This window comes from Micromonospora sp. NPDC049679 (genome assembly GCF_040659735.1).
Lineage (GTDB): Bacteria > Actinomycetota > Actinomycetes > Mycobacteriales > Micromonosporaceae > Micromonospora_I.
In genome coordinates this window covers 68,583-90,321 of record NZ_JBFANZ010000021.1, presented here as the reverse complement: position 1 = coordinate 90,321, position 21,739 = coordinate 68,583, and the positions used below count along the sequence as shown (strand labels likewise).

Genomic DNA, 21,739 nt, shown 5'->3' with positions numbered 1-21,739 from the left:
CTCCCGGTAACCCTTCTGCGGTCGTGTTGCCCGCAATGCCGCCCGTGGTCGGTTCCACCCGCGTGCCCGTCGGTCGTGCGCCGCGCATACAGCGCACCGTATCCGGGTAGGGGAACGTCACTGGTACGCGACGGAAAGAACTGGTACGCGACGGAAAACCGGTAAGCGACGACTACCGGTACGCGACGAAGGGCGAGAATCATGTTCGGCAGACTGGTCAAGCGGTGGGCGATCGCCGCGATCGCGGTCCCCATAGCGGCTGCCGGTGCGCGTCGGCTCAGCCGGGCGATGGAGCAGCGCCGCGGGCCCTCCCGCGCCACCAACCTGCTGCGGTGGTCCGCCGACGCGATGCAGGGGCGCGCCGGGCGGTCCATGAAGGGACCCCGCCGCGGCCGGTGACGGGCCGGGTCGCTAACCCGCGTCGTCAGCTGCGCCTCCCGTCAGCCGCCGCCTCGGCCTGATCGATCGCGTACGCGGCGTTGACCAGGCCGATGTGGCTGAAGGCCTGTGGGAAGTTGCCGAGCAGCGCACCGGTGGCGGGATCCACCTGCTCGGCGAGGAGGCCGACGTCGTTGGCATGGCCGACCGCGCGGGCGAAGACCTCGCGCGCGGCGTCGAGGTCGCCGGCGAGCGCGTGGACCTGGGCGAGCCAAAAGGTGCAGGGCAGGAACGTCCCCTCCTGGCCGGGCAGCCCGTCCACGCCGATGTCCGGTCGGTACCGGTAGACCAGGCCCCGCTCGTCGGTGAGCCGATGAACGATGGCGTCGATCGTGGCCCGCATCCGTGGGTCGTCGGCGGGGAGGAAGCCGACGACCGGCAGCAGCAGGGCCGAGGCGTCCAGCGCGTCCGAGCCGAACGACTGCGTGTACGCCTGCGCCCGCTCACTCCAGCCCTCACGCAGAATCACCGCGCGGATCTCGTCGCGGACGCCCCGCCAGTCGCCGGCCCGCTCGGCGGAGCCGAGCCGATCCGCGAGCCCGAGCGCGCGGTCCAGCGCGGCCCAGCACATCAGCTTCGAGTAGAGGAAGTGCCGGGGTTCGCCCCGGATCTCCCAGATGCCGTGGTCGGGTTCCCGCCACACCCGGGCCACCGTGTCGGCGAGGCTCGGCAGGAACGCGCGCAACGTGGGATCGGTGGCGTCGAGCTGGTCGGCGAAGAGCGCGGCGGTCGCCAGCAACTCCCCGGCGACGTCGAGCTGCTGCTGCGACCACGCCCCGTTGCCGACCCGGACGGGCCGACTGCCGCGCCAACCCGACAGGTGCGGCAGGGAACGCTCCGAGAGCTCGTGCTCGCCGCCGATGCCGTACATGATCTGCAGCCGCGCCTCCGGCTGCGGGGTCGCCGCGGCGGTGGTCATGAACGCGAAGAACTCCGACGCCTCGTCCGGGCATGCCGCGACCCAGAGGGCGTCCATCGTGAACGAGGCGTCGCGGATCCAGGTGTACCGGTAGTCCCAGTTGCGTTCGCCGCCCACCGTCTCCGGCAGCGACGTGGTGGGCGCCGCGACGATCGCGCCGGTCGGCTGATAGCTCAGTGCCTGCAGCACCCGGCCGGAGTGCTGCACCTGCTCCCGCCAGGGACCCTGATAGTTCTGGTGCAGCGCCGACCACGCGCGCCACGCCCGCACCGTACGATCCAGCTCCTCGCCGATCTGGTCGTCCGCGTGCACCCGGGGCGCCGTGCTGCCCTCCACCGCCGCCCAGTGCAGTGCGAACCGGAGCGTCTCGCCGGCGCGCAGCCGGACCGTGGCGCGCGCGGTCCCCTCCTCGATCGTCAACTCGACCGGGCTGGACAGCGTGGCGCTCGCGGGACCGCCCCGAGCGTTGATCCCGCCGGCGATCGGGCTCAGCAGCGGGACGACGAGGCCGTACTCCGGCCGTGGTCGGAAAAGAAGCTCCACGTCGACGGTGCCCTCGCCGCAGGTCACGGAGCGCAGGAGAAGGTGCGGCGCGTGCGCGCCGAGTGCGTGCGGGTCGCCGTCGCCGCCGGTGGCGAGCGCATCGGTGACGGTCAGGGCGCCGTCCGGGGTCAGGAAGCGCGTCTCCAGCACCATGGTGGCCTCGAGATACCGGCGGGTGGCGCTGCCCTGGCCGACAGGGCGGATGGACCAGGATCCGGCGGCATCGTCCAACAGGGCGCCGAACAGCGACGGGCTGTCGAAGCGCGGAAAGCACAACCAGTCCACCGAGCCGGTCCGGCTCACGAGGGCGGCAGAACGCCGGTCGGAGAGGAGGGCGTAGTCCTCGATCGGAGTGCTGACCACCATCGGACGCTAGCCCGTGCCCGGCGTCGTCAGGTCCGTTTCGCCCGGGCCCGGCCGCCTACCGCCCGCCGCTCACTTGGCGAGCCCGGCGATGAGGTTGATGGTGCCGGCGATGATGACCGCGCCGAACATGTACGACACGAGCGAGTGCCGTAGGACGGCGCCCCTCATCTCCCTCGTGCTCAGGTCCGTGTCGGAGACCTGGAACGTGATCCCCACGGTGAAAGCGACGTAGGCGAAGTCGGCGTAACAGGGCGGATTGCGCTGGTGGAAGTCGATGCCGCCGTCGGGACCGGTGTAGTAGAGGCGGGCGTAGCGGGTGGTGAACACGGTGTGCACCACCATCCAGGAGAGCAGCACGCTGACCACGCCGAGGGCGACGTGCAGGGTCTTGTCGATGCCGGGGCCCGACTCCGCGGACCCGACCACGACGCCGACGGCGAGCAGGCTGGCGAGACAGGCGATCAGCAGGAGCGCGTCGGCCAGCGCCCGGTTGGGATCCTGGCGCACCGCGAGCCGCGCGGTGGCGGCCGAATCCAGGCGCGCGATCGTCAGCCATGCCCCGGCGAGATACATGGCGGCGGTGACGTCCCACCCGATCAGCGGGGCCAGCCTCGGTGACTTCAGCACGCCGACGAGCAGACCGGCGAGGAGTCCCGCGGCGACCATGGTGACCCGCTGGACCCAGAGCGGCGCGGGCTCCCCGCGCGAACCTCGCCGCATCAGTCTCCCGCCCCTCGTGGGGCGGTCGGCCGCGACACGGGCGGCCCCACTTGGCTGGTCATGGTGTCGGCGGGGCCGCGGGTTCCGGGGCGCGACCGAGCATGCGGGCGGGGAGCGGGATCGCGGCCACCGCCGTCGCCGCTCCGGCCGCGGCGAGCACGATGCCCCACCCGACCGGACCGAGTGGGCGGCAACCGAAGAACCAACTGACGATCGGGGTCTGCACGGCGCCGACGAGCGCGGCCATCGACACGCCGGTGGCGCCGAGCACGAGGGGGTCGCCCCGGGACGCGACCGCGGTCTGCGCCAACTGGCTGGCGACCAGAGAGGCGAGGGCGACGCTGCTGGCCCGCCCCCGGGTGCCGGTGAACCGGGCGGCCAGCCACGCGCCGGTGGTCACCAGTGCCGTCGCGGCCGCCCGCTGCGCCACGTCGCGGGTCAGCGGGCCGCCGAGCGACGCGTCCGGGCCCTCGTGAGCGAGTTCCTCCGGGGTCACGTGGCGCGGCGGACGGGCCGCGACCGTGACGGCGGGGAGCAGGTCCGTCAGCAGGTTGACGAAGAGGATCTGCCGGGCGTTGAGCGGCTGCCGCGCGCAGATCAGCGATGTGCCGAGGGTGAACATGATCTCCCCGAGGTTGCCGCCGAGGAGCAGCGCCAGCGCGTCGCGGACCGAGACCCACATCGCGCGTCCCTCGACGACCGCCTCGGCGATCGTCTCGATCCGGCCGTCCGCGACGACCATGTCGGCGGCCTGCCGCGCCGCGGTCGTGCCCTGGTCGCCCAGGGCGATTCCGACATCGGCGAGGCGGATCGCCGGGGCATCGTTCGCGCCGTCGCCGGCGACCGCCACGACGTGCCCCAGCCGGCGTAGCGCCCGGACCACCGCGACCTTGTGGGCCGGAGTGACCCGGGCGAAGACGGAGGTCCGCGCCACCAGGCCGTCGAACTCCGCCTCGTCGGCGTTGTCGAGCTGCGTGCCGGTGACCACGCCAGCCTCGTTCAGCAGATCCAGTTGCGCGCCGATCGCCTCGGCGGTGGTGGGGTGGTCGCCGGTCAACATCACCACGGCGGTGCCGGCGCGGCGCAGCCGGCGGACCGCCTCGGGCGCGGTCTCGCGGGGTGGGTCGGCGAGCCCGAGCAGGCCGGACAGCTCCAGTCGTCCGACCCCGTCGTCGTCGAGGTCGTCACGCGGTGACGCGGCCCGTTCCGCGATCGCCAGCACCCGCAGGCCCTGCCGTGCCAGCCGGTCGACTTCGGTCCGGACCGCGTCCCGGTCCGCCTCGGTCAGCGGTCGCGACCGGCCGCCGGGGCGCCACGCGACGCAGCGGGGCAGAACGATTTCCGGTGCGCCCTTCACACTGATCAGGCGATCCGTGGGGAGCTGCCCGAGCACCGCGTGGAAACCCCGTCCGGGCTCGAACGGCAGCTCCCGCAGCGGCCGCCAGCCGGACGTCCCCTCACCGATGTCGACGCCGACGTCCCGGCCGCCGGTCACGACAGCCCGGTCCGTCGGATGGGGCAGCAGCCGATCACCGTCGGGGAGCGGGGTGGCGCGGAGCGCGGCCGCGAGGATCTGCCGGTACCGCGGGTTCAGCTGGCCGGCCGGCTCGGCGCGTTCGCCGTCGGAGACGCTGTGCAGCGCGATGCCGCCCCGGGTCAGGGTCCCGGTCTTGTCGAAGCAGACCACGTCGACCCGGCCGAGCGCCTCCATCGACCGCGGATCGCGCACCAGGATGTTGTGCCGGGAGAGCCGCTTGCTCGCGCTCAACTGGGCGGCGGTCGCGATGAACGGCAGCCCTTCGGGCATCGCGGCCACGGCCAGCGCGACCGATGAGTTGATGGACTCGCCGATCCGACCGCGCAGCAGGCCGGTGCCGAGCACGCCGGCCGCCGCCGCCACGGCCGCGGGTATGGACGCGCTCGTCATCTTCTGCAACCGCGCGTGCACACCGCCGGAGGGCGACTCCTCCAGCACGCTGTGCGCGCTGCGCCCCGCCTCGGTGGAGCGCCCGGTGGCGACGACGACCGCCGTCGCGGTGCCGCCCACCACGGTGGTGTCCGCGTACACCATGCTGTTCCGGTCGGCGACCGCCGCGGCCAGCGTCGGGCTGGCGGTCTTCGGCACCGGTACGGATTCACCGGTCAGATTCGACTCGTCCATCTCCAGCCCGGCCGCCTCCACCAGGCGGCAGTCGGCGGGCACCGCGTCACCCGGCTCCAGCGTCAGCAGGTCGCCCGGCACGAGCTCCTCCGCCGCGACCTCACGGACCCCCTCGGGGCGCAGCAGCCGTACCGGGAGAGCGCCGGCCGTGAGCAGCCGGCGCAGGGCCCGGCCGGCGGTCACCTCCTGCGCCCCGGAGAGCAGCGCATTGGCCAGGATGACGGAGAGCACCAGGACGGCGTCGATGGTCGAACCGCTCGCCGCCGACACGCCGGCGCCGGCGGCCAGCGGGGCGGTGAGCGGGGTGTCCAGCTCGTCGAGCGCCGCCGCCAGCAGTCCGCGCCGGTTGTCGCCTTCGTTCTCGTCGACCTGCTCGCCGCGCCGCTGCGTCGCCTCCTTGTCGGAGAGACCGGTCGGCGAGGTGTCGAGTATCTGCAGCACGTCGTCGATGGAGAGGGCGTGCCACGGCACGACATCCTCCGGTACGGGCAGCGGGCGCCGGGCCAGCTTCTGCGCCGTCCAGGCCCCGTTCACCAGGTTGGCGAGCGACGCGACGCTCCCCGCCAGCAGTGCGTTCCCCGCCGCCCGGGGTCGGGTGTCGATCAGCCCGAGCAGCGCGCCCGCGGCCGAGCCGAGCAGGGACAGCCGGACGCTGCGCCCGCTCACCTGCCGGGCGAGCGTGGCCGCCTCCAGGATCAGCCACGCGCTCTCCAGCCCGGGCCCGCACAGCAGGTGCGCGCCCCACGGGGGGCGGTGTTCGCTGGCGGTCAGGATTCCGATCCCACAGTCGGCCGCCGCCAACGCGATGTCGTTGCGGGTCGCGATCAGCAGCACGGCGTGTCCGTCGCGCTGGGCGGTACGCACCGACTCGGCGAGGCGCGAGCCGCCGGCGACCGCCCCGACGGCCTGCACCCGTTGCCGCACCTCCGAGCTCAGTCCCGCGATGAGCAGGCGGCCCACCTTGCGGGCGGCGGCGGCGAGCGCGACGGCGAGCGGATCGAGTTCGACCTCGACCCGCAGGAGCGCCACCAGGGTGGCTCCGTCCGCGAGGGCGAGCACATGGCCGCGCCCGGTTCCGCTGCCGTCCAGCTGCGCCATCACCTCCGTGGGGACCGGCGGTTCGAGGCGGGACGGCGACGTCAGCCGCCACCCGCGGGTCGAGCGGTGTCGTTCACCGAGCAGTCGGGCGGCGCGTTCACGCGCCTCCTCGGCCGTGCCGCGCACCGGTACGACATGGGTGATCACGGTCCGCCCGGTGGTCAGCACCGACGCGTCGATGATGACGGTGTCGACCCGGTCCAGCCGGCGCAGCGCCACCGGGTCACGGACCACGACGCCGCGCCGGGCCAGCACCCGGCCGAGCTGGCCGGCGTACGCCTCCCGCCCCAGATGGGCGCCGCGCGGCGAGCCGACCGTCACGGCCCGGGCCGCCTGTTTCTGGCCGCCGGACAGGGGCAGCAACGCCCCGGTGGCCAGCAGCGTCACGGTGCTGATCCGCTCGGCGAACTGCTCGATCGGCCCCGGCGGCAGCGGCCGCGGTCGCTGCCGTGCGGGTGGCGTGGGCGCCCGGGTGGATTCCGGGTCACTGTGCAGCTCCGGCGCACGTCGCGCCCACGAATCGCGGTACGCGGCCGTCTCCCTCAACAGCACGACCCGCAACGCCGCATCGGTCAGGCTGGCCAACGGTCGCTGGGAGGCGGCGCCGATCGCGGACGACGTCAGCGCCAGCCCGAGGTCGGCGCGGACCGTGCCGAACGCCCTACGCAGCCGTCGGCGCAGGCGCGGGATCTCGAAGGCCGCCGGTAGGGCGGCGAGTTCACCCGGCACCGGCGGCAGGCGCATCGCCCGCCCGACGAGTCCGATGCCGGCGCTGATCAGGTCGCCGGCGAGGGAGACGGCATGGCCCACGGAGGCGTCGACGTCCGGGTTCTCCATGATCTCGTCGAGCGGGACGCCCTGCCGTTCCGCCTTTTCGACCACGTCGACCAGGTCGGCGAAGTCGACCAGGGCATGGTCGAAGCGGACCACCATCCGCCGCAGCGCGCCGTTCCACGCCGCCCAGTGCACGCCGCCGATGGCTTCCATCGAATGCTCGAGGCGGGCGGCTTCCTCGGGGCTCAGCTCCCCGCGTGGGCACCGCACCTCGATGTGCGCGTGGCCGTCGCGTGCCCACGCGTGCCGGTAGCCGGTCGCGCGCAACCGGGTCGTGGGTTGGGTTCCGGAGCCGGCGGTCGAACCGGCCGGGGTCGTCCGCGTGTGCTCCGCTGCCATGTTCGCCGGTCCCTGCTCGCTCGTGGGGGCTCGGGCGGCGGTCGCGGGGAGAGAACCAGGTGGTCGGGCCCTGCGGGTACGCCGCGGCGTGGCCCGTCACGGGCACGCCCATCGTGAGATCTGGCTGACCGGGGGAACGCGTCCCACGATCGCTAGCGTCGTGAGCGGGAGTTCCGCGCTGTCGCCGCCGTCGGTGCGAGAACGCTTCGCGCTGTCCCACCATATCCGTCCCGTGTCGGGATGCGAGATGGTTTCACGGCGCTTGCGCGGACGGCGGTCGACCCGGCTCACGCCCGACGCAGGAACCGGTCGAGGGCCTCGAACGCGGGCTCCGGACTCCGCCGCCCGAGGCCGATGCGGAACCGGTCGGTGGGCACCCGGCCCAGCTCCGACGCGTAGATGCTGGCCGGAAGAAGGAGCACGCCGGCCTCCTCGACCAGCCGCGTGCAGAAGGACTCCACCCCGTCCGGCCCGCGGTAACGGGGGAAGGCGACGCAGCCGCCGTCGGGGCGGCGCCAGTCGAACAGCTCGCCCCGGGCGGCGAAGAAGCTGTCGGCGAGAGCGAGGTTGCCCCGCAGGATCTCTCGGTTGCGGTCCCAGATGCGGTCGCGGGCGCGCAGCGCGATCGCGGCGAGGTGCTCGGCCGGCGCGGCGTTGCAGATGGAGGTGTAGTGCTTGTGCCGCTCCAGCCGCGCCAGCACCGCCCGGTCGCGGCAGACGATCCAGCCCACCCGCAGCCCGGGCAGGCCGTACGACTTCGACAACACGTTGATCGACAACGCGGTCGTGGAGAGCTCCGCGGCCTGCGGCAGCCGGCGTGCGGGGTCGAGTTCGAGACCCCGGTAGACCTCGTCCGCGAGGAGCCGTACGCCGCGTTCCTCGCAGAGCGCGACCAACCCGCGCCAGGTTGCCTGGTCCGGCACGTAGCCGGTCGGGTTGTTGGGGAAGTTGACCGCGACGAGGGTCGTGTTCGGCCGGAAGGCGGCCCGCACCGCGTCCAGATCCAGGCGCCAGCCGTCCGACTCGTCGAGCGGCACCCCGGTGACCTCGGCGCCCGCCGCCCGGGGCACCGTCTCCATCGACTGGTAGTTGGGCACCGTGACGATGACATGGTCGCCCGCCCCGGCGAGCACCTGCATCGCCCAGAAGATGGCCTCCTGCGCGCCCGCGAAGGCGAGCACGTCCCCGGCGTCGCAGTTGTCGTAGGTGTCGGCGACCGCGTCACGCAGACCGGGCCCGCCCCACGTCTCGACGTAGCCGAGCGGCAGGTCGTCGAAGGCGTCGCGTGCCTCCTCGCCGCCGAGCCCGAGCAGCTCGCGCACCGTCATGGTCTGCGCGTCGGAGGCGGTGAGGTGGTGTCGGGCGGCGAACTCCCACCGCGAGAAGTAGACCTCGAGCCGGAACTCCGGCAACCGGGAGATGCTGGGCACCCGCCGACCTCCTTCACCAGGCAGTACACGGCCGCGCCAACCTATCCCGTCCTGTGCGATCCGCCGTCGTGCGACCCGCGCGCGTCCCGTGGCGGCGGGCCGATCGGCGCCGGATTTGCGTGAGTGGCGCGGTGGTGGCCGAACGCGGGCATAGAGTCGGGACGCGGCCCTGACCAACGCCTGCATCGCGAACCTCACCGGCAGGTGCGCGTCGGCAGCGGCCATCTGTCCATACTCTCTGCGAGGAAGTGAACCGCGATGGGGCGGTCTGCGGACGAGCTCACGGTCGCCGAGATCTTCGACCGGCGGGTGGCGCCGGTCGCGGCGCTGGCCGGCGACGCACTGGCCATCGCGCGCGCCTGCCATGCGATGGCGCTGCGGTTCCAGCGCGGGGGAAAGCTCATCGTCTTCGGCACCGGAGCGAGCAGCGACGCCCGCCTCGTCGCCGTCGAGTTCGTCCATCCTGCCGTCGTGGGCGCCCGCTCGCTTCCCGCGATCTCGCTCACCGCCGACGTGGCGACCCTGACCGCGATCGCCGACCGCGAGGGACTCTCGGAGATCTTCGCCCGGCAGATCCCGGTCCTGGGCGCCGCCGATGACATCGCGCTGGGCATCTCGACCGACGGCAACGGCGACAGTGTCCTGCGTGGGCTGTGCGCGGCGCGCGCGGCCGGTCTGCTCACCGTCGCCTTGGCGGGCGGCGACGGTGGGGCGCTCGCCGGTCTGGCGAGCGTCGATCACCTGTTGATCGTGCGCTCGCATGATCCGCAGGTGGTCAAGGAAGTGCAGGTCACGACGTATCACATCCTGTGGGAGCTGGTGCACGTGTTCCTGGAGCGGCCCAGCGTGCCCGGGTCCGGAGTGCTGTCGTGACCGACGTGGGCAGGGAGAGCGCGCTCGCGGCCTCGCTCTACCCGTTCCTGACCGCGCAGCACGGTGATCTCGACGCGATCCTGGAGAGCGTCTGCCGCTCTACGGTGGAGACAATCGAGGAGACGACGGCCCTGCGCCGGGCCGTCCTCGACCGTGACGCCGATCGGCTCGCCGCGTGCGCCCGCTCGATGGCCGCCTCGTTCGCGGCCGGCTGCTGGCCTTCGGCAACGGCGGCAGCTCGACGGACGCGCAGGAACTGGTCCGGCTCTTCGTCTGCGCCGACGGCGGGGTCGGCGGTCCGGCAGTTCCCGGCGGGGGCGGTCCTTCCGGCCGGCCCCGTGCGTTGCCGGCGATCGCGCTCGCCAACGACGTCGCCGTCGTCACCGGAGTCGGCAACGACGTCGGGTACGAGGCGGTCTTCTCCCGCCAGATCGCCGTCTTCGGCCGCGCCCGCGACATCGCGATCGGGCTCTCCACCGGCGGCACGCCGGCGAATCTCGTGCGGGCCTTCGAAGCGGCGGACCGGCGCGGGATGTTGACCGTCGGCATCGCCGGCCACGACGGTGGCCGGATGGCGGAACTGGACACCGTCGACTACCTCTTCGTCGTGCCTTCTCCGTCGCTGCACCGGGTGCAGGAGGCCCAGACGACGATCTACCACGCGCTGTGGGAGTTGACGATGGGCGAGCGGGCGCGGCGCTGATCGCCGCGTCGCCGAGCGCCACCGAGCCGGGGAGAGGAGTGGGCGTGGATCGGGTCAGCACTGTTCTCCGGCAAGCCGCGGCGGTCGCCGACGCGCTGCTCTACGAGGGCTACCGGCTGCATCCGTACCGCGCCCACGCCGGGAAGACCCCGGTGCGTCGGGAGCTCGGGGTGCTCGTGCCGCCCGGTGCACAGCCGCAGAGCGGGGAACACGACAGCGCGCAGACCGAATGCCTGCTGGCTCCGGAGACGGGCGCGGCGCTGCGCGTACGGCTGCGGTTCCTGCAGGTGCAGTCCCGGACGGTCGAACTGGCCGGGGCCGACCAGCGGTACCGCCCGGTGCCGTCGGCGCGGGTGGCCGGCGCGGACTTCGTCAGCTGGCAGGAGGCGGTCGAACGCGAGGTCGACGCGGAACTGCCGGTCGCCGGACTGCTCGACGGGGTCCGGCGCATCCCGTTCGCCGTACCGGGTGGCGAGGAGATAGAGGTCCTCTCCGCGCAGGCTCCCGCGGCCCGGATCGTGCGCCGTCGCTGGCCGCTCTGCGGCGTGCTCGAGGTGGGCGCGCACGGCCTGGACGGTCCGCACGGCGGGCTGCGGCTGCGCGTCGAGGTGCACAACGACGTGGCGTGGCGCGACTACGACGCGTCCCGTGACGAGGTGCTGCGTCAGTCGTTGATCGGCGCGCATGCGCTGATCGTGGTGACCGCCGGTCGGTTCTTGTCCATGGTGGACCCGCCGGCCTGGGCGGTGGCGGCGGCGCGCGATTGCGTGAACGTGCGGACCTGGCCCGTGCTCGTGGGCGAACCGCGGTGCGCGGACGCGATGCTCTCCACCCCGATCATGCTCGACGACTATCCGACGGTCGCGCCGCGGCGCGCGGCTCCGTTCTTCGCCCCGACCGGGGTCGACGGGATCCTCACGCTGGGCCGGACGGCGCTGACGGACGCGACCGGACCCGGTGCGGAGCGCCCCGCCGGGTGAGGTGGCCCGCCATCCCGCTCACGCTTCCTCCGGCGTTCGGCTGCGGTGCATCTCCCACAGCAGCCACCCCACCGAGACCAGCGCCAGCACCACGAAGGTGAGCAGGCCGGGGAAGGCGTCCCAGAGCGTGTGCAACGCGACGACGCCGATGAAGGTCGCGATGAACCCGACCAGCCGGCTCCGCCCGCCGTGCAGGTAGACCCGCCACAGCGCGGCGCAGGCGACCCCGGTCCAGGCCAGGTGTCCGGCGGACGCGAGCAGCCCACGAAGGAACAGGGTCACCTCGACGGCGCCGATGTCGCCCTTGGACCTCAGCAGCACCACGAACGCGTACCCCATCGTTTCCAGCGCGGCGAATCCGGCTCCGGTGGCCGTCCCGATCACCAGACCGTCGCCCATCCGTCCCGGCCGCCCGAGCCACCGGGTGAACAGCACCGCCGCCGGGATCGCCAGCTTCGCCCCTTCCTCGATGATCGCGACCAGCAGCGCCGGAAACCAGCGCAGATCGCGCAGCGTGTTGTATTCGAGCAGGCCGGCCATGACCGCGCCGAGGATCCCACCGAAGAGCGCGAACCCCGCGAGGGTCGGCGCCGACACCTGCCAGGTCGGCGTCCGGCCGGCCGTGAAGGTCACGAACGCGGCCGGGATGACCGTGGCGCCGAGCAGGATCATGATGGGTACGAGGTTGGGGTTCTGTGTCGCGACCAGTGTGGACAGCACCAGGAAGTACAGAAGTAGCCCGACCACCAGCACAGCAAGCCATGTCCACCGCCGCACGACCGTCGCCATAACTCCGGATTCTTCCGTTCCCGCCCCGGCCGTCGTCGGCGATCGGCGCAGTCTCATCCGGTGCGCTACGGAGCCGGGGGCGTCCGGCCGGAATCGGGGTGCCAGTCATAGGCGAGGTCGTCGATGGCCTGGCCGACGGTCACCCGGGCGAGCGCCGCGACGAGCAGTTGGTGGCGTTCCCCGCTCGGCACGCCGGCGCTCGCGTCCGTGCCGCTCCGCACGAATTCACCCCAGACCCGCTCCTCGATCTCCGCAGCGGGCACCAGGATGCGGGGGCAGTGGCGGTGCGGACAGCCGTAGTAGCGGCCGCCGGTCGAGGTGCAGGTGGGGATCATCAGCTCGCCGCAGGGCCGGCAGTGCAGCAGCCCGCGCAGGAAGTAGTGGTCGGGTTCAGTCCTGTGCCCGGGCCTCGTCACCACACCCATGGGCGCGCCTCGTTTCTGTTCGCGGGCCGCCCCGCGTGCGGAAGGGATGTCGAGGGCTTCGTGGAGCGGGCTTGCCGCCCAGCGAAGACCCGTGTCTCATACCTAGTCCCTGTGGCGACGCGGGTCAGGCGGACCGTGAATTCGCCCGATCGCACGGCCGGAGAACGCGGAACCGGTGCGGGGCGGCCGGCATGCAGCCGGTCGCCCAGGAATCGGTGGTCTGTCGTCACTGCTGTTTCCAACGCCCGGGCCGGCTACCGGTCGCGCCACCGGTCGCGCCACCGGCCGAGCCGACTGCAGATAGGCGGCGCCGGCGGATGGAGTGCCGATCGAGGTCGCGTTGACCGTCGTCACGCGGTCGTTCCCGGTTCCGCTGGCGTGGAGCAGGTAGACGGTGCCCTGGCGGGCGTCGGCGGCGGTCAGCGGCGCGGAGTCGACCACGGCTGAAGGGCGCCGCAGGCGAACGGAAGCTGGAACAGTGGCCGTGGGCGGCCGCGCTCGCGGTGCCGGCCGTGGCGGACGTGGTCGGGCCCGCCCCGGAGAGTTCCGGGGCGGGCCCTTTTCGCCGGACGCCTCGTTACTCGACGCTGATCGCCCCGAGCACGTCGACCCGGCTGGCGCGCCGCGCCGGACCGATCGCGGCCAGGACGCCGACCAGCGCGGCCACCACGAGATAGCTCACGAGGGTGCCGACCGGGACACTCACCGCCGTGATCCCCTCGCTGGTCAGCGAACGCGCGAGAGCCACCCCGGCACCGGTGCCGAGCACGACCCCGGCCGCGGCCCCGAGCAGGGACATGAGCACCGACTCACGACGGACCATGGTGCGCACCTGCCGGCGGGTCGCGCCGACCGCGCGCATCAGCCCCAGCTCGCGGGTGCGCTCGACGACCGAGAGGACCAGCGTGTTGACGATGCCGAGGACGGCCACGATCACCGCGAGCAGCAGGAGCGCGGTCACCATGCCCAGCAGTTGGTCCACCGAGGCCTGAGCGTCCTTGGTCAGCTCCGCCGGGTCGCTCGTCTTGACGTTCGGGTACGCGCTCAGCGCCGCCGTGACCGAGGTCTTGACGGCGGCGGGGTCGGCGCCGGGCGCCGCCTTCACCAGGATGGCCTGGTCCAGCCGGGAGGTGACGTGGCGGGCGTAGTCGGCGAGGGTCACCACGTACCCGGTGCCGATGATGGATTCCCGTTCGAAGGTCGCGGCGACCCGGACCGTCGTCGCCCCGGTCTCGGGGAAGGTCACCGTGACCGTGTCACCCACCTTCTTGTCCAGCGCTGCGGCCTGCTTGGTCGAGAGCAGCAGCGTGCCGTCCCGGAAGTCGGCGAGCGCGCCGGAGCGGATGTCGAGATCGGCGACGCTCGGCAGGCCGGCGGTGTCCAGACCGGCGACGAATCCGTTCTGGTCGTTCACCCGGGCGGCGCTGAACCGCAGCTCGATCACGGCCGCGAGATCCTGCCGGGACCGGAGGATCTCGGCTGCCGCCGGGCTGATGCCACCGCCCTGGCCCGTCGGCTTCAGAATCAGGTCGGAGCGGTTGCCGCCGTTGACGGAGTCCGCGACCGACGTCTTGGTGGAGGCGGCGGTGACCGAGACGGCGCAGACGACCGCGAGCCCGATGGTCAGGGCGAGCGCCGTCGCCGCCGCCCGCTTCGGGGCGCGACCGATGTTGCGCGCGGCGATCCGCCATCCGCCACCGGGTCGGCCCCGGTCCGCGAGTTGCGCGACCCCGCGGGCCAGCAGCGGACCGGCCGTGACGAGGCCGGCGAAGGCGACGAGGGTGCTGAGCCCGGTCAGCGCCGGCTGGTTCTTCGTCACGGCGGCGACGATCAGCCCGGCCGCGCCGGCCAGGAGCAGAACGATGCCCGCGATCTGCCGGGGCCGTCCGATCCGACCGGTCACGGGACTGGCCTGGCGCAGCGCCTCGATCGGCGCGACCCGGGTCGCCTTCCAGGACGGGACCACCGCTGCCCCGACCGTGACGACCACGCCGACCAGGAGGGCCGCGATGACCGTACGGGGAGCGACCACCGCCGTGGTGGTGGGCACCTCGATGCCGATCGCCTTGAGCAGGGCGCGGATGCCGACGGCGAGTCCCACGCCGGCGCCGATGCCGATCGCGGCGGAGACGAGGCCGACCACGAACGCCTCGATCACGATGCCGCCGAGAACCTGCCGGCGGACCGCGCCGACCGCGCGCAGCAGCGCGACCTCCCGGCGACGCTGGGCGACCAGCACGTTGAAGGTGTTCCAGATGACGAAGGAGCCGACCAGCAGGGAGACCGCGGCGAAGACGAGCAGCACGGTGGTGAAGATGCCGAGCCCGTCGCGGACTGCCTTCGACCCCTGGTCGGCCGCCTCCTGCGAGGTGATCGCCTCGACGCCCCCCGGCAGGACCTTGGCGATCCGGTCGCGCAGTTGCTCCGCGCTCACTCCCGCCGTTGCCCGTACGTCGATCTGGTCGACCTTGCCGACCTTGCCGAGCAGCTTCTGCGCGGTGCGCTTCTCGAACGACGCGAGGGTCGCGCCGGCCATGCTGTCGGTCTCGCCGAAGCCGACGATGCCGACCAGCGTGAACTCCTGGGTGCCGTCCTGGAAGACGATCTTTACGCGGTCGCCGACCCGGTAGCCGACCTTCTTGGCGCTGGCCGCGTCGATGGTGACCTCATCCGGCCGGGTCGGCGCACCGCCCTGCCGGAAGGTGAAGTTGCCGGACAGGCTGACGTCGGCGTGTATGCCGGAGCCCAGCGTCGGCGCGCCGCCGGGCTGGACCGGCTTGCCCTGCTTGTCGAGGATGAGCGCGTAGCCGGTCAGCGAGCCTTCGGCGGACGCGACGCCGGGGACCTGCCGCACGCTCTCGACCAGCTTCTCGTCGAGCGGGCGCGTCTGCCCCTGGGTGCTGATGTCGCTGTAGGCCGAGGTGGCCCGGACGTTGACGTCGGTCCCCTTGGCGAGGCCGGCGTAGAGCTGGTCGAAGGCCCTGCTCATCGTGTCCGAGAGCACGAAGGTGCCCGACACGAAGGCGACGCCGAGGGTGACGGCCGCGACGGTGAGCAGCAGTCGCAGCTTGTGGGCGAGGAGGCTGCGCAGCGAAAGCTTGAGCACGTCAGTCTCCCAGCCGCTTCATCGTCTCCAGGACACGGTCGCGGGTCGGCCCGGTCATCTCGTCGACGATCCGGCCGTCGGCGAGGAAGATGACCCGGTCGGCGTAGGACGCGGCGATCGGGTCGTGGGTCACCATCACCACGGTCTGGCCGAGGTCGTCGACCGCCGAGCGGAAGAAGCCGAGCAGCTCGGCGCTCGTACGCGAGTCGAGCGCGCCGGTGGGCTCGTCGCCGAAGACCACGTCGGGCTTCGAGGCGAGCGCCCGCGCGACCGCGACGCGCTGCTGCTGGCCGCCGGAGAGCTGCGAGGGGCGGTGCCGCAGCCGGTCGTTCAGGCGCAGCGTGTCGACGATCCGGTCGAACCATTCCCGGTCCACCCGCCGTCCGGCCAGGTCGGAAGGGAGGGTGATGTTCTCCTCGGCGGTCAGCGTGGGCAGCAGGTTGAAGGCCTGGAAGACGAAGCCGAGCCGGTCGCGGCGCAGCAACGTGAGCTGGTTGTCCGAGAGGGACGCGAGGTCGGTGTCGCCGATGTACGCCCGACCGGACGTCAGGGTGTCCAGGCCGGCGAGGCAGTGCAGCAGGGTGGACTTGCCGGACCCGGAGGGGCCCATGATGGCGGTGAATTCGCCGGCGGCGAAGTCGACGGTGACGTCGTCGAGGGCGACGACGGAGGCCGCGTCGCTCCCGTACGCCTTGCGCGCCCGCTCGACGCCGGCGGCGGTGGCGCGCGCCGTCGCGCTGGGCTGGGCGGCCAGATTACTGCTGGTCATAGTGATGACTGTCTCTTTCTTCGGGAAATCCTCTGTGCCCCGCGCCCGATTGGCTGGCTTGCAGTGCGACGGGCGTTCAGCGAGCGTGCGAACGCTATGGTGAACGCTGTTCACCGTCAAGGAAGCGCGCGCCGACATGATCAATTTCCAGACGATCGGCCAGATCTTCCCGGCGTCGAGATGATTTCCGAAGCGGCTTTCCCGTGGTCAGCAGTAGCGGTAGACGTGGTCCGCGCGGTTGCGGTTGGGCGCGACGTCGTCGAGCGTGCGGTTGCCGCTGCTCGCCGAGAAGAGCGGCTGGTCGTTGCCGTGGCTGGTACCGGTGGCGTGGTTGAGGAACGTGACCGAGCCGGTCGAGATGTTGTAGTGGACCGACTCGGTGAGGTCGTGCCACGACCACCAGGCGAGGTCCTGCCAGCCGCAACTGTTGAGCTGGCCGCGTGGATATCCGAAGTTGACCCGGTCGTAGAAGCAGAACCATCCGCTGGGGCAGTCGGCGGCGGCGCGCGTGCCGGCCGGGCGCGCCAGGGTGACGATCAGCGCCCCGTCGCCGTAGCTGACCTGGTTGTCGTTGATCGCCGCGCCTCCGGGGTGCGTGGCGAGGTAGGCCCGCGTGCGAGGTGACCCGGGTTCCCGGTCCGCCGCGCCGGCCGGTGCGGTCGAGCCGATCGTCATGAGGGCGGTAGCGATGACGATGGTGGCGATGACGACGGTGGCGATGGTGGCGGCGCTGCGTGGGACGGGGGAACGCGGCATCGGTCTCTCCGGATTCGCCGAGGCGGGCACGGGACGGTGGTGGGGCGACGTCGAGGCGGTTCCGTGCACTCATGGTGACCGCGAGGCCACCATTCGTACACCTCGATGTGAGCGTAGGGTGCCGCTCGGCGGCGGAGCCACATGGACGCCGAGCAATACGTGAATGAATGTCACGTGTCACGTTTCATTCCGCCCGCGACCCGTGACCGAAACGAGATGTCACGGCGGCGGGGGCGCGGGACATAGGGGAGCGGAGGCGACTCCCGATCGCGGAAGAGTTGAGAGTGTTATGCGGTATGGGCGGGCTGTGGCCGGCGGTGTCCGGGACGAGGCGTGGCACGACGGGGTCGTGCGCCGCTACCGCGACGACATGATGCGCCGGGTCGGCGGTCGGTTGGGGGGCTTCGGGGCGGACACCGAGGACGTCGTCCAGGCGGTCTTCCTGACCGCCTGGAGACGCCGCGACCACGTGCCGGACGACCCGCTGCCCTGGTTATACGACGTGACCAACAAACTGCTCGCCAACTACTGGCGCAAGCGACGCCGGCAGCGCTCCACGCTCATGCTGCTCGGCGCCGAGACGACCGTCGATGAAGGCGGGCTGGCGAGCTGGGCGGAGGCACAGGATCTGCGCGTCGCGCTGGCCACGCTCGCCCGCGCCGACCAGCAGATCCTCACCCTGCGCTACGACTGCGACCTGACCGCGACGGATATCGCCGCCACCCTCCGGTGCACGCCGGAGGCGGCGCGCAAGCGGCTCGAACGGGCGCGTGAGCGGCTGCGCCGGGCGATGAAGCGGGTGCATGGGCGAGGCGACGCGAGGCACGCGGGCGTCGCGGGCGAACCGATCGGGGGCACGGGAGTGGACGATGCGTACGGACTCTGACAGCCACGACGAAGTGGGCGAGCAGCGGCTGCGGGCGCTGTTCCGGGCCAGCAACCCGGTGTACGGGGTCCCCGTTCCGCCGCCCCGCCTCTCCGCGCCGCAACTGCGCGCCCTCGCCGAGGAACAGCAGCGGCGTACCGCCCGGCTGCGTCGGCGGGGTGTGATCCCCCTGATGGCCGGCGCGGTGATCGCGCTGCTCCTCCTCGCCGGTTCTCTCCTGCCGGCGGTGCGACGCCAACCCCCGCCGGCCACCCCTGCGCAGCCCGCCGCCCCGGCGCCGGTCGCGGTGCCCGACCCGGCGCGGGCCGTCCCCGCCCGGCCCGAGCTGCTCGCCCTCGTCCACCGCACGCTCGCCGGCGGCGAAACGGCGGTCACGGGCCGCTATACGTACGTGCGGAGGCAGACCTGGTCGAGCGCGACCACGCCGCCGGACGCCGCCGGTGACCGCGTGGTCGCGCGCGACGAGCGGCTGTGGTGGGCGCCGGACCGGTCCGGGCGGGAGATCGTCACCACGCTCCCGGGCCAGCAGGCCGCCGCCCCACAGGCCGACTGGGTCGGCGACCTCCCCGCGGGCCTGGGGACCACGGAGGTACGGGACCACCCGCCCGGAGGTCTGGCGATCGCCGTCGACGGCCCCTCCGGCGATCCTGCCGTCCTCGCCGGCCAACTCTCCGGCCAGCAGCCCTTCGACAACGGCCCGCAGGCCCCCCTCCGAGCGGTGGCGGACATGTACGGATACCATTTCCTCGACCGGACCCGGCGCGCCGCGGCCCTGCGCGTCCTCGCCGACACCGACGGCCTGCTCTACCGGGGCGCCGTGACGGACCGAGCCGGCCGACCCGGCATCGCGGTGAGCATCGAGAGCGACGCCGGCGCCACCACGGATCTGGCCGTCTTCGACCCCGACACGGGTGCGCTGCTCAGCTATGAACGCCTCACCCGACTGGCCGCACGGCTGAGCCCGGTGCGCGAACCGGTGGTGATGTCGTACGTCCTGTACCTGGCCCACGGCCGCACCGACCATCTTGGCGGGGCGACCCGGTGATCCATCTCAGCGCGGCGGCCCCGTGATCCCGCGGGGCCACCCCGGCTCCCCGGCGGGCAGGGCGGTCAATCGAAGAACCGGGCCAGATGCTCGGCGTCCGACCCCGGATCGCTCGGCCCGAGCGCGACGAGATCCGCGAAGACGGTCGCCCCGTCGCACGAGGCATGTTGGGGATGCCACCGCCGCGCCGCCGCCGGCCGCGCGCAGATGCCCTTCACCGTCTGTACGTCGAAGAAACGGACATGCGTCGGATCGGCCACCGCGTTGACGTGCCGCCACCACGGCGACAGCACGTGCAGCACACCCGCCGGGCGCAGCGCCCGGTGGCACTCGTCGACGATCCGCAGATAGTCGGTCAGGTGTTCCAGCACGTGCACGGCGAAGATCTGATCGACCGCGCCGTCCGCGACGGGCAGCCCGTCGGCCAGATCGGCGACCGCGGCGACCGACGCCCCGGCCCGCTGATCGAAACCGATGTTGCCCGGATACTGGAGCGTGTCCCCGCAGCCGATATCAATGATCACCGGCGCTCGGCCGTCGACCCGGACCCGGTCCCACACCGCGTGCACCCCGGCGAGTCGCCCGATCGCCTCCCGTACGCGCCGTAGCTCGTCGCCGTCGTCGACGTCGCCGGTCAGGTGCGCCACACCCCCGTCGAAGCGGACCTGCACCGCGAGGCCCCGCAGCCGCCCGTCGTGCGCGAGCAGATCGGCCGCGGCCGCGGCGAGCCAGGTGTCGTAGCGCCGCTGTCGCGCCGGGGAGGGGGTCTCCGTGGAGTGCACCGGCCTGCCGTACCCGCTGCGCGGCGGGGGAAACGTGTGCCGCCGCCGCGGCCCGGCCACGCATTCCTCCCGTTTCCGCGGGTACCCGGTCCCTGATCGGCTTGCACGAGGCGGCGGCCCGCGCACCGCGGGCCCGACCCGGTGGATGGAGGTACGCGATGAGGTACGACCAGTTTCTGGCGGAGGTGCGCGACCGGGGCGAGTACCGGGACCGGCAGGAGGCCGAACGGATCGCCCAGACCGTCCTGGCGGTGCTCGGCCGGCGACTCGACCCCGGCGAGGCCGAGGATCTCGCGTCCCAACTACCGGTGCAGGCGGCCGTGATCCTGGTCGATCAGGCCGGTCCCGCGGATCCGTTGAGCATCCAGGAGTTCCTCGCCGTGGTGGCGGAGCGGACCGGCGCGACCCGGAAGACCGCCGAGTGGGACGCCAGCGCCGTGCTCTCCACCGTCGCGGAGGCGGTCACCGGCGGCGAACTCAACGACGTGCTCACCCAGCTGCCGTCCGGGTACGCCGCGCTCTTCGGCCGCCCCGTGCTCAGCGGCTGACGGCCGCCGCGTCGCCCGTGCGCCCGCTCAGCGGGGGCGGATGAGGCACATTCCGCCCGGAGCGGGCCGATCCATCGCGGTCAACGCGTCGGGCACCTCGGCGAGGTCGATGGTGCGGGTGACCAGCTCGGCGGGGCGCAGCACGCCAGCGGTGACCAGCCGGAGCAGCTCCGGATAGGCGTGCGCGGGCATGCCGTGACTGCCGCGCAGCTCCAGCTCGTACGCGATCACCAGCTCCATCGGCAGGGTCGGGCGGCCCTGGGCGGCGGGGAGGAGTCCCACCTGCACGTGCCGTCCGCGCCGCCGCAGGCTCTCAATGGAGGCGGTGCAGGTGGCGTGACTGCCCAACGCGTCGAGCGACAGGTGCGCGCCCCCGCCGGTCGCCTCCCGTACGGCTGCGGCCACCGCGCCGGGGGCGCTGAGGGTCCGGCCGTCCACGCAGACCGTGGCCCCGCAACGCCGGGCCAGCTCGAGCGCGCCGGGGGCGATGTCGACGGCTACCACCTGCGCGCCGGACGCTGCCGCGATCATCACGGCGGAGAGCCCCACGCCACCGCAGCCGTGCACCGCCACCCATTCGCCGGCGGCGACCCGGCCCTGCGCGACGACGGCCCGGAACGCGGTGGCGAAGCGGCAACCCAGCGCCGCCGCGGCCGGGTGGTCCAGCTCGTCGGGGAGGCGGACCAGGTTGACGTCGGCGTTGCGCACCGCCACGTACTCGGCGAACGAGCCCCAGTGGGTGAAACCTGGCTGGGTCTGCCGCTCGCAGACCTGCTGGTCGCCGACGAGGCAGGCCGGGCACTGCCCGCACGCGCAGACGAAGGGCGCGGTGACCCGGTCACCGGCACGCCATCCGCGTACGCCCGCGCCGACCGCCGTGACGACGCCGGCGAACTCGTGGCCGGGGACGTGGGGTGGGCGGATGTCGGGGTCGTGTCCCTGCCAGCCGTGCCAGTCGCTGCGGCACAGCCCGGTCGCCTCGACGCGGATGACCGCGCCCCCGGCGGGCGGTACCGGGTCCGGGACCTCGCGGAGCTGGGGGCGGGCACCGAACTCGTCGAAGATCACGGCACGCATGCGCCGCATCCTCACATGCGGTGGACGGGCCGGAGCAGGCGCCCCGCCGGACCCGTGGCCTTCATCGACCTGGGGCGGGTGACCGACCCTCGCGCGGTGGACGGGCGGGTCGCCGGCGGTGGGTAGCCGATTGTTCATGTCAAATATCGGCG

At 73.0% G+C, this 21,739-nt stretch carries 18 protein-coding genes; 7 read left to right on the top strand and 11 right to left on the bottom strand.

What is annotated here, in order from left to right:
• Window positions 1-201 precede the first annotated feature (201 nt).
• On the top strand, window positions 202-399 hold the full coding sequence (locus tag AB0J06_RS16020; RefSeq protein ID WP_357429030.1) for a hypothetical protein: 198 nt from the start codon (window positions 202-204) through the stop codon (window positions 397-399).
• Window positions 400-424: 25 nt separating this feature from the next.
• On the opposite strand, the gene AB0J06_RS16015 is transcribed toward AB0J06_RS16020, so the two are convergent.
• The 4 genes from AB0J06_RS16015 to AB0J06_RS16000 form a co-directional block, all read right to left on the bottom strand.
• Window positions 425-2,263: a glycoside hydrolase family 15 protein gene (locus AB0J06_RS16015; protein ID WP_357429028.1), complete on the bottom strand. Its 1,839-nt coding sequence runs from the start codon at window positions 2,261-2,263 to the stop codon at window positions 425-427.
• A 72-nt stretch (window positions 2,264-2,335) separates the two neighbouring features.
• Complete coding sequence (locus AB0J06_RS16010) at window positions 2,336-2,986, bottom strand: DUF1345 domain-containing protein (protein WP_357429026.1); 651 nt, start codon at window positions 2,984-2,986, stop codon at window positions 2,336-2,338.
• A gap of 58 nt (window positions 2,987-3,044) precedes the next feature.
• The gene (locus tag AB0J06_RS16005; protein WP_357429024.1) at window positions 3,045-7,418 is read right to left on the bottom strand and encodes an HAD-IC family P-type ATPase; all 4,374 of its coding nucleotides are present in this window, start codon (window positions 7,416-7,418) and stop codon (window positions 3,045-3,047) included.
• Between the two features lie 287 nt (window positions 7,419-7,705).
• A complete protein-coding gene (locus AB0J06_RS16000; protein ID WP_357429022.1) occupies window positions 7,706-8,848 on the bottom strand; it encodes a pyridoxal phosphate-dependent aminotransferase in 1,143 nt (380 codons plus the stop codon).
• A 258-nt stretch (window positions 8,849-9,106) separates the two neighbouring features.
• On the opposite strand from AB0J06_RS16000, the gene AB0J06_RS15995 reads away from it, so the two are divergent.
• The 3 genes from AB0J06_RS15995 (at window position 9,107) to AB0J06_RS15985 (ending at window position 11,404) form a co-directional block, all read left to right on the top strand.
• Window positions 9,107-9,721, top strand: coding sequence for an SIS domain-containing protein (locus tag AB0J06_RS15995; RefSeq protein ID WP_357429020.1), 615 nt, complete (start codon window positions 9,107-9,109; stop codon window positions 9,719-9,721).
• Between the two features lie 175 nt (window positions 9,722-9,896).
• On the top strand, window positions 9,897-10,424 hold the full coding sequence (locus AB0J06_RS15990; protein WP_357429018.1) for an SIS domain-containing protein: 528 nt from the start codon (window positions 9,897-9,899) through the stop codon (window positions 10,422-10,424).
• A 44-nt stretch (window positions 10,425-10,468) separates the two neighbouring features.
• Window positions 10,469-11,404, top strand: a complete 936-nt coding sequence (locus AB0J06_RS15985; protein ID WP_357429016.1) for a hypothetical protein — start codon at window positions 10,469-10,471, stop codon at window positions 11,402-11,404.
• Between the two features lie 18 nt (window positions 11,405-11,422).
• Here the strand turns inward: AB0J06_RS15985 and AB0J06_RS15980 are convergent, their stop codons facing one another.
• The 5 genes from AB0J06_RS15980 to AB0J06_RS15960 all read right to left on the bottom strand — a co-directional run bounded on the left by AB0J06_RS15980 (window position 11,423) and on the right by AB0J06_RS15960 (window position 17,249).
• Window positions 11,423-12,193 (bottom strand): PrsW family glutamic-type intramembrane protease, encoded by a 771-nt coding sequence (locus tag AB0J06_RS15980; RefSeq protein ID WP_357429014.1) that lies wholly within the window; start codon window positions 12,191-12,193, stop codon window positions 11,423-11,425.
• A 65-nt stretch (window positions 12,194-12,258) separates the two neighbouring features.
• The gene (locus tag AB0J06_RS15975) at window positions 12,259-12,618 is read right to left on the bottom strand and encodes a zinc ribbon domain-containing protein (RefSeq protein WP_357429012.1); all 360 of its coding nucleotides are present in this window, start codon (window positions 12,616-12,618) and stop codon (window positions 12,259-12,261) included.
• A 577-nt stretch (window positions 12,619-13,195) separates the two neighbouring features.
• Complete coding sequence (locus tag AB0J06_RS15970; RefSeq protein ID WP_357429010.1) at window positions 13,196-15,724, bottom strand: FtsX-like permease family protein; 2,529 nt, start codon at window positions 15,722-15,724, stop codon at window positions 13,196-13,198.
• A 1-nt stretch (window position 15,725) separates the two neighbouring features.
• Window positions 15,726-16,493: an ABC transporter ATP-binding protein gene (locus AB0J06_RS15965; protein WP_357429008.1), complete on the bottom strand. Its 768-nt coding sequence runs from the start codon at window positions 16,491-16,493 to the stop codon at window positions 15,726-15,728.
• Window positions 16,494-16,700: 207 nt separating this feature from the next.
• Window positions 16,701-17,249, bottom strand: a complete 549-nt coding sequence (locus AB0J06_RS15960) for a hypothetical protein (protein WP_357429006.1) — start codon at window positions 17,247-17,249, stop codon at window positions 16,701-16,703.
• Window positions 17,250-17,556: 307 nt separating this feature from the next.
• Between AB0J06_RS15960 and AB0J06_RS15955 the strand changes: the two genes are divergently transcribed.
• Both AB0J06_RS15955 and AB0J06_RS15950 read left to right on the top strand, forming a co-directional pair.
• The gene (locus AB0J06_RS15955) at window positions 17,557-18,135 is read left to right on the top strand and encodes a sigma-70 family RNA polymerase sigma factor (RefSeq protein ID WP_357429004.1); all 579 of its coding nucleotides are present in this window, start codon (window positions 17,557-17,559) and stop codon (window positions 18,133-18,135) included.
• Window positions 18,119-19,180 (top strand): hypothetical protein, encoded by a 1,062-nt coding sequence (locus tag AB0J06_RS15950; protein WP_357429002.1) that lies wholly within the window; start codon window positions 18,119-18,121, stop codon window positions 19,178-19,180. Before AB0J06_RS15955 ends, AB0J06_RS15950 begins: the two co-directional genes overlap by 17 nt.
• Before the next feature lie 65 nt (window positions 19,181-19,245).
• On the opposite strand, the gene AB0J06_RS15945 is transcribed toward AB0J06_RS15950, so the two are convergent.
• A complete protein-coding gene (locus tag AB0J06_RS15945) occupies window positions 19,246-19,962 on the bottom strand; it encodes a BON domain-containing protein (protein ID WP_357429082.1) in 717 nt (238 codons plus the stop codon).
• A 158-nt stretch (window positions 19,963-20,120) separates the two neighbouring features.
• Between AB0J06_RS15945 and AB0J06_RS15940 the strand changes: the two genes are divergently transcribed.
• On the top strand, window positions 20,121-20,510 hold the full coding sequence (locus AB0J06_RS15940; RefSeq protein ID WP_357429000.1) for a DUF2267 domain-containing protein: 390 nt from the start codon (window positions 20,121-20,123) through the stop codon (window positions 20,508-20,510).
• Window positions 20,511-20,537: 27 nt separating this feature from the next.
• Here AB0J06_RS15940 and AB0J06_RS15935 read toward each other — a convergent pair whose 3' ends face one another.
• A complete protein-coding gene (locus AB0J06_RS15935; protein WP_357428998.1) occupies window positions 20,538-21,587 on the bottom strand; it encodes a zinc-dependent alcohol dehydrogenase family protein in 1,050 nt (349 codons plus the stop codon).
• Between the last annotated feature and the right edge of the window lie 152 nt (window positions 21,588-21,739).

Bases quoted from the DNA above. Each gene is read 5' to 3' on its own strand.
- AB0J06_RS16020 (WP_357429030.1), top strand. From the start codon at position 202: ATGTTCGGCAGACTGGTCAAGCGGTGGGCGATCGCCGCGATCGCGGTC.
- AB0J06_RS16010 (WP_357429026.1), bottom strand. From the start codon at position 2,986: ATGCGGCGAGGTTCGCGCGGGGAGCCCGCGCCGCTCTGGGTCCAGCGG.
- AB0J06_RS16005 (WP_357429024.1), bottom strand. From the start codon at position 7,418: ATGGCAGCGGAGCACACGCGGACGACCCCGGCCGGTTCGACCGCCGGC.
- AB0J06_RS15995 (WP_357429020.1), top strand. From the start codon at position 9,107: ATGGGGCGGTCTGCGGACGAGCTCACGGTCGCCGAGATCTTCGACCGG.
- AB0J06_RS15980 (WP_357429014.1), bottom strand. From the start codon at position 12,193: ATGGCGACGGTCGTGCGGCGGTGGACATGGCTTGCTGTGCTGGTGGTC.
- AB0J06_RS15975 (WP_357429012.1), bottom strand. From the start codon at position 12,618: ATGGGTGTGGTGACGAGGCCCGGGCACAGGACTGAACCCGACCACTAC.
- AB0J06_RS15965 (WP_357429008.1), bottom strand. From the start codon at position 16,493: ATGACCAGCAGTAATCTGGCCGCCCAGCCCAGCGCGACGGCGCGCGCC.
- AB0J06_RS15960 (WP_357429006.1), bottom strand. From the start codon at position 17,249: ATGCCGCGTTCCCCCGTCCCACGCAGCGCCGCCACCATCGCCACCGTC.
- AB0J06_RS15950 (WP_357429002.1), top strand. From the start codon at position 18,119: ATGCGTACGGACTCTGACAGCCACGACGAAGTGGGCGAGCAGCGGCTG.
- AB0J06_RS15940 (WP_357429000.1), top strand. From the start codon at position 20,121: ATGAGGTACGACCAGTTTCTGGCGGAGGTGCGCGACCGGGGCGAGTAC.
- AB0J06_RS15935 (WP_357428998.1), bottom strand. From the start codon at position 21,587: ATGCGTGCCGTGATCTTCGACGAGTTCGGTGCCCGCCCCCAGCTCCGC.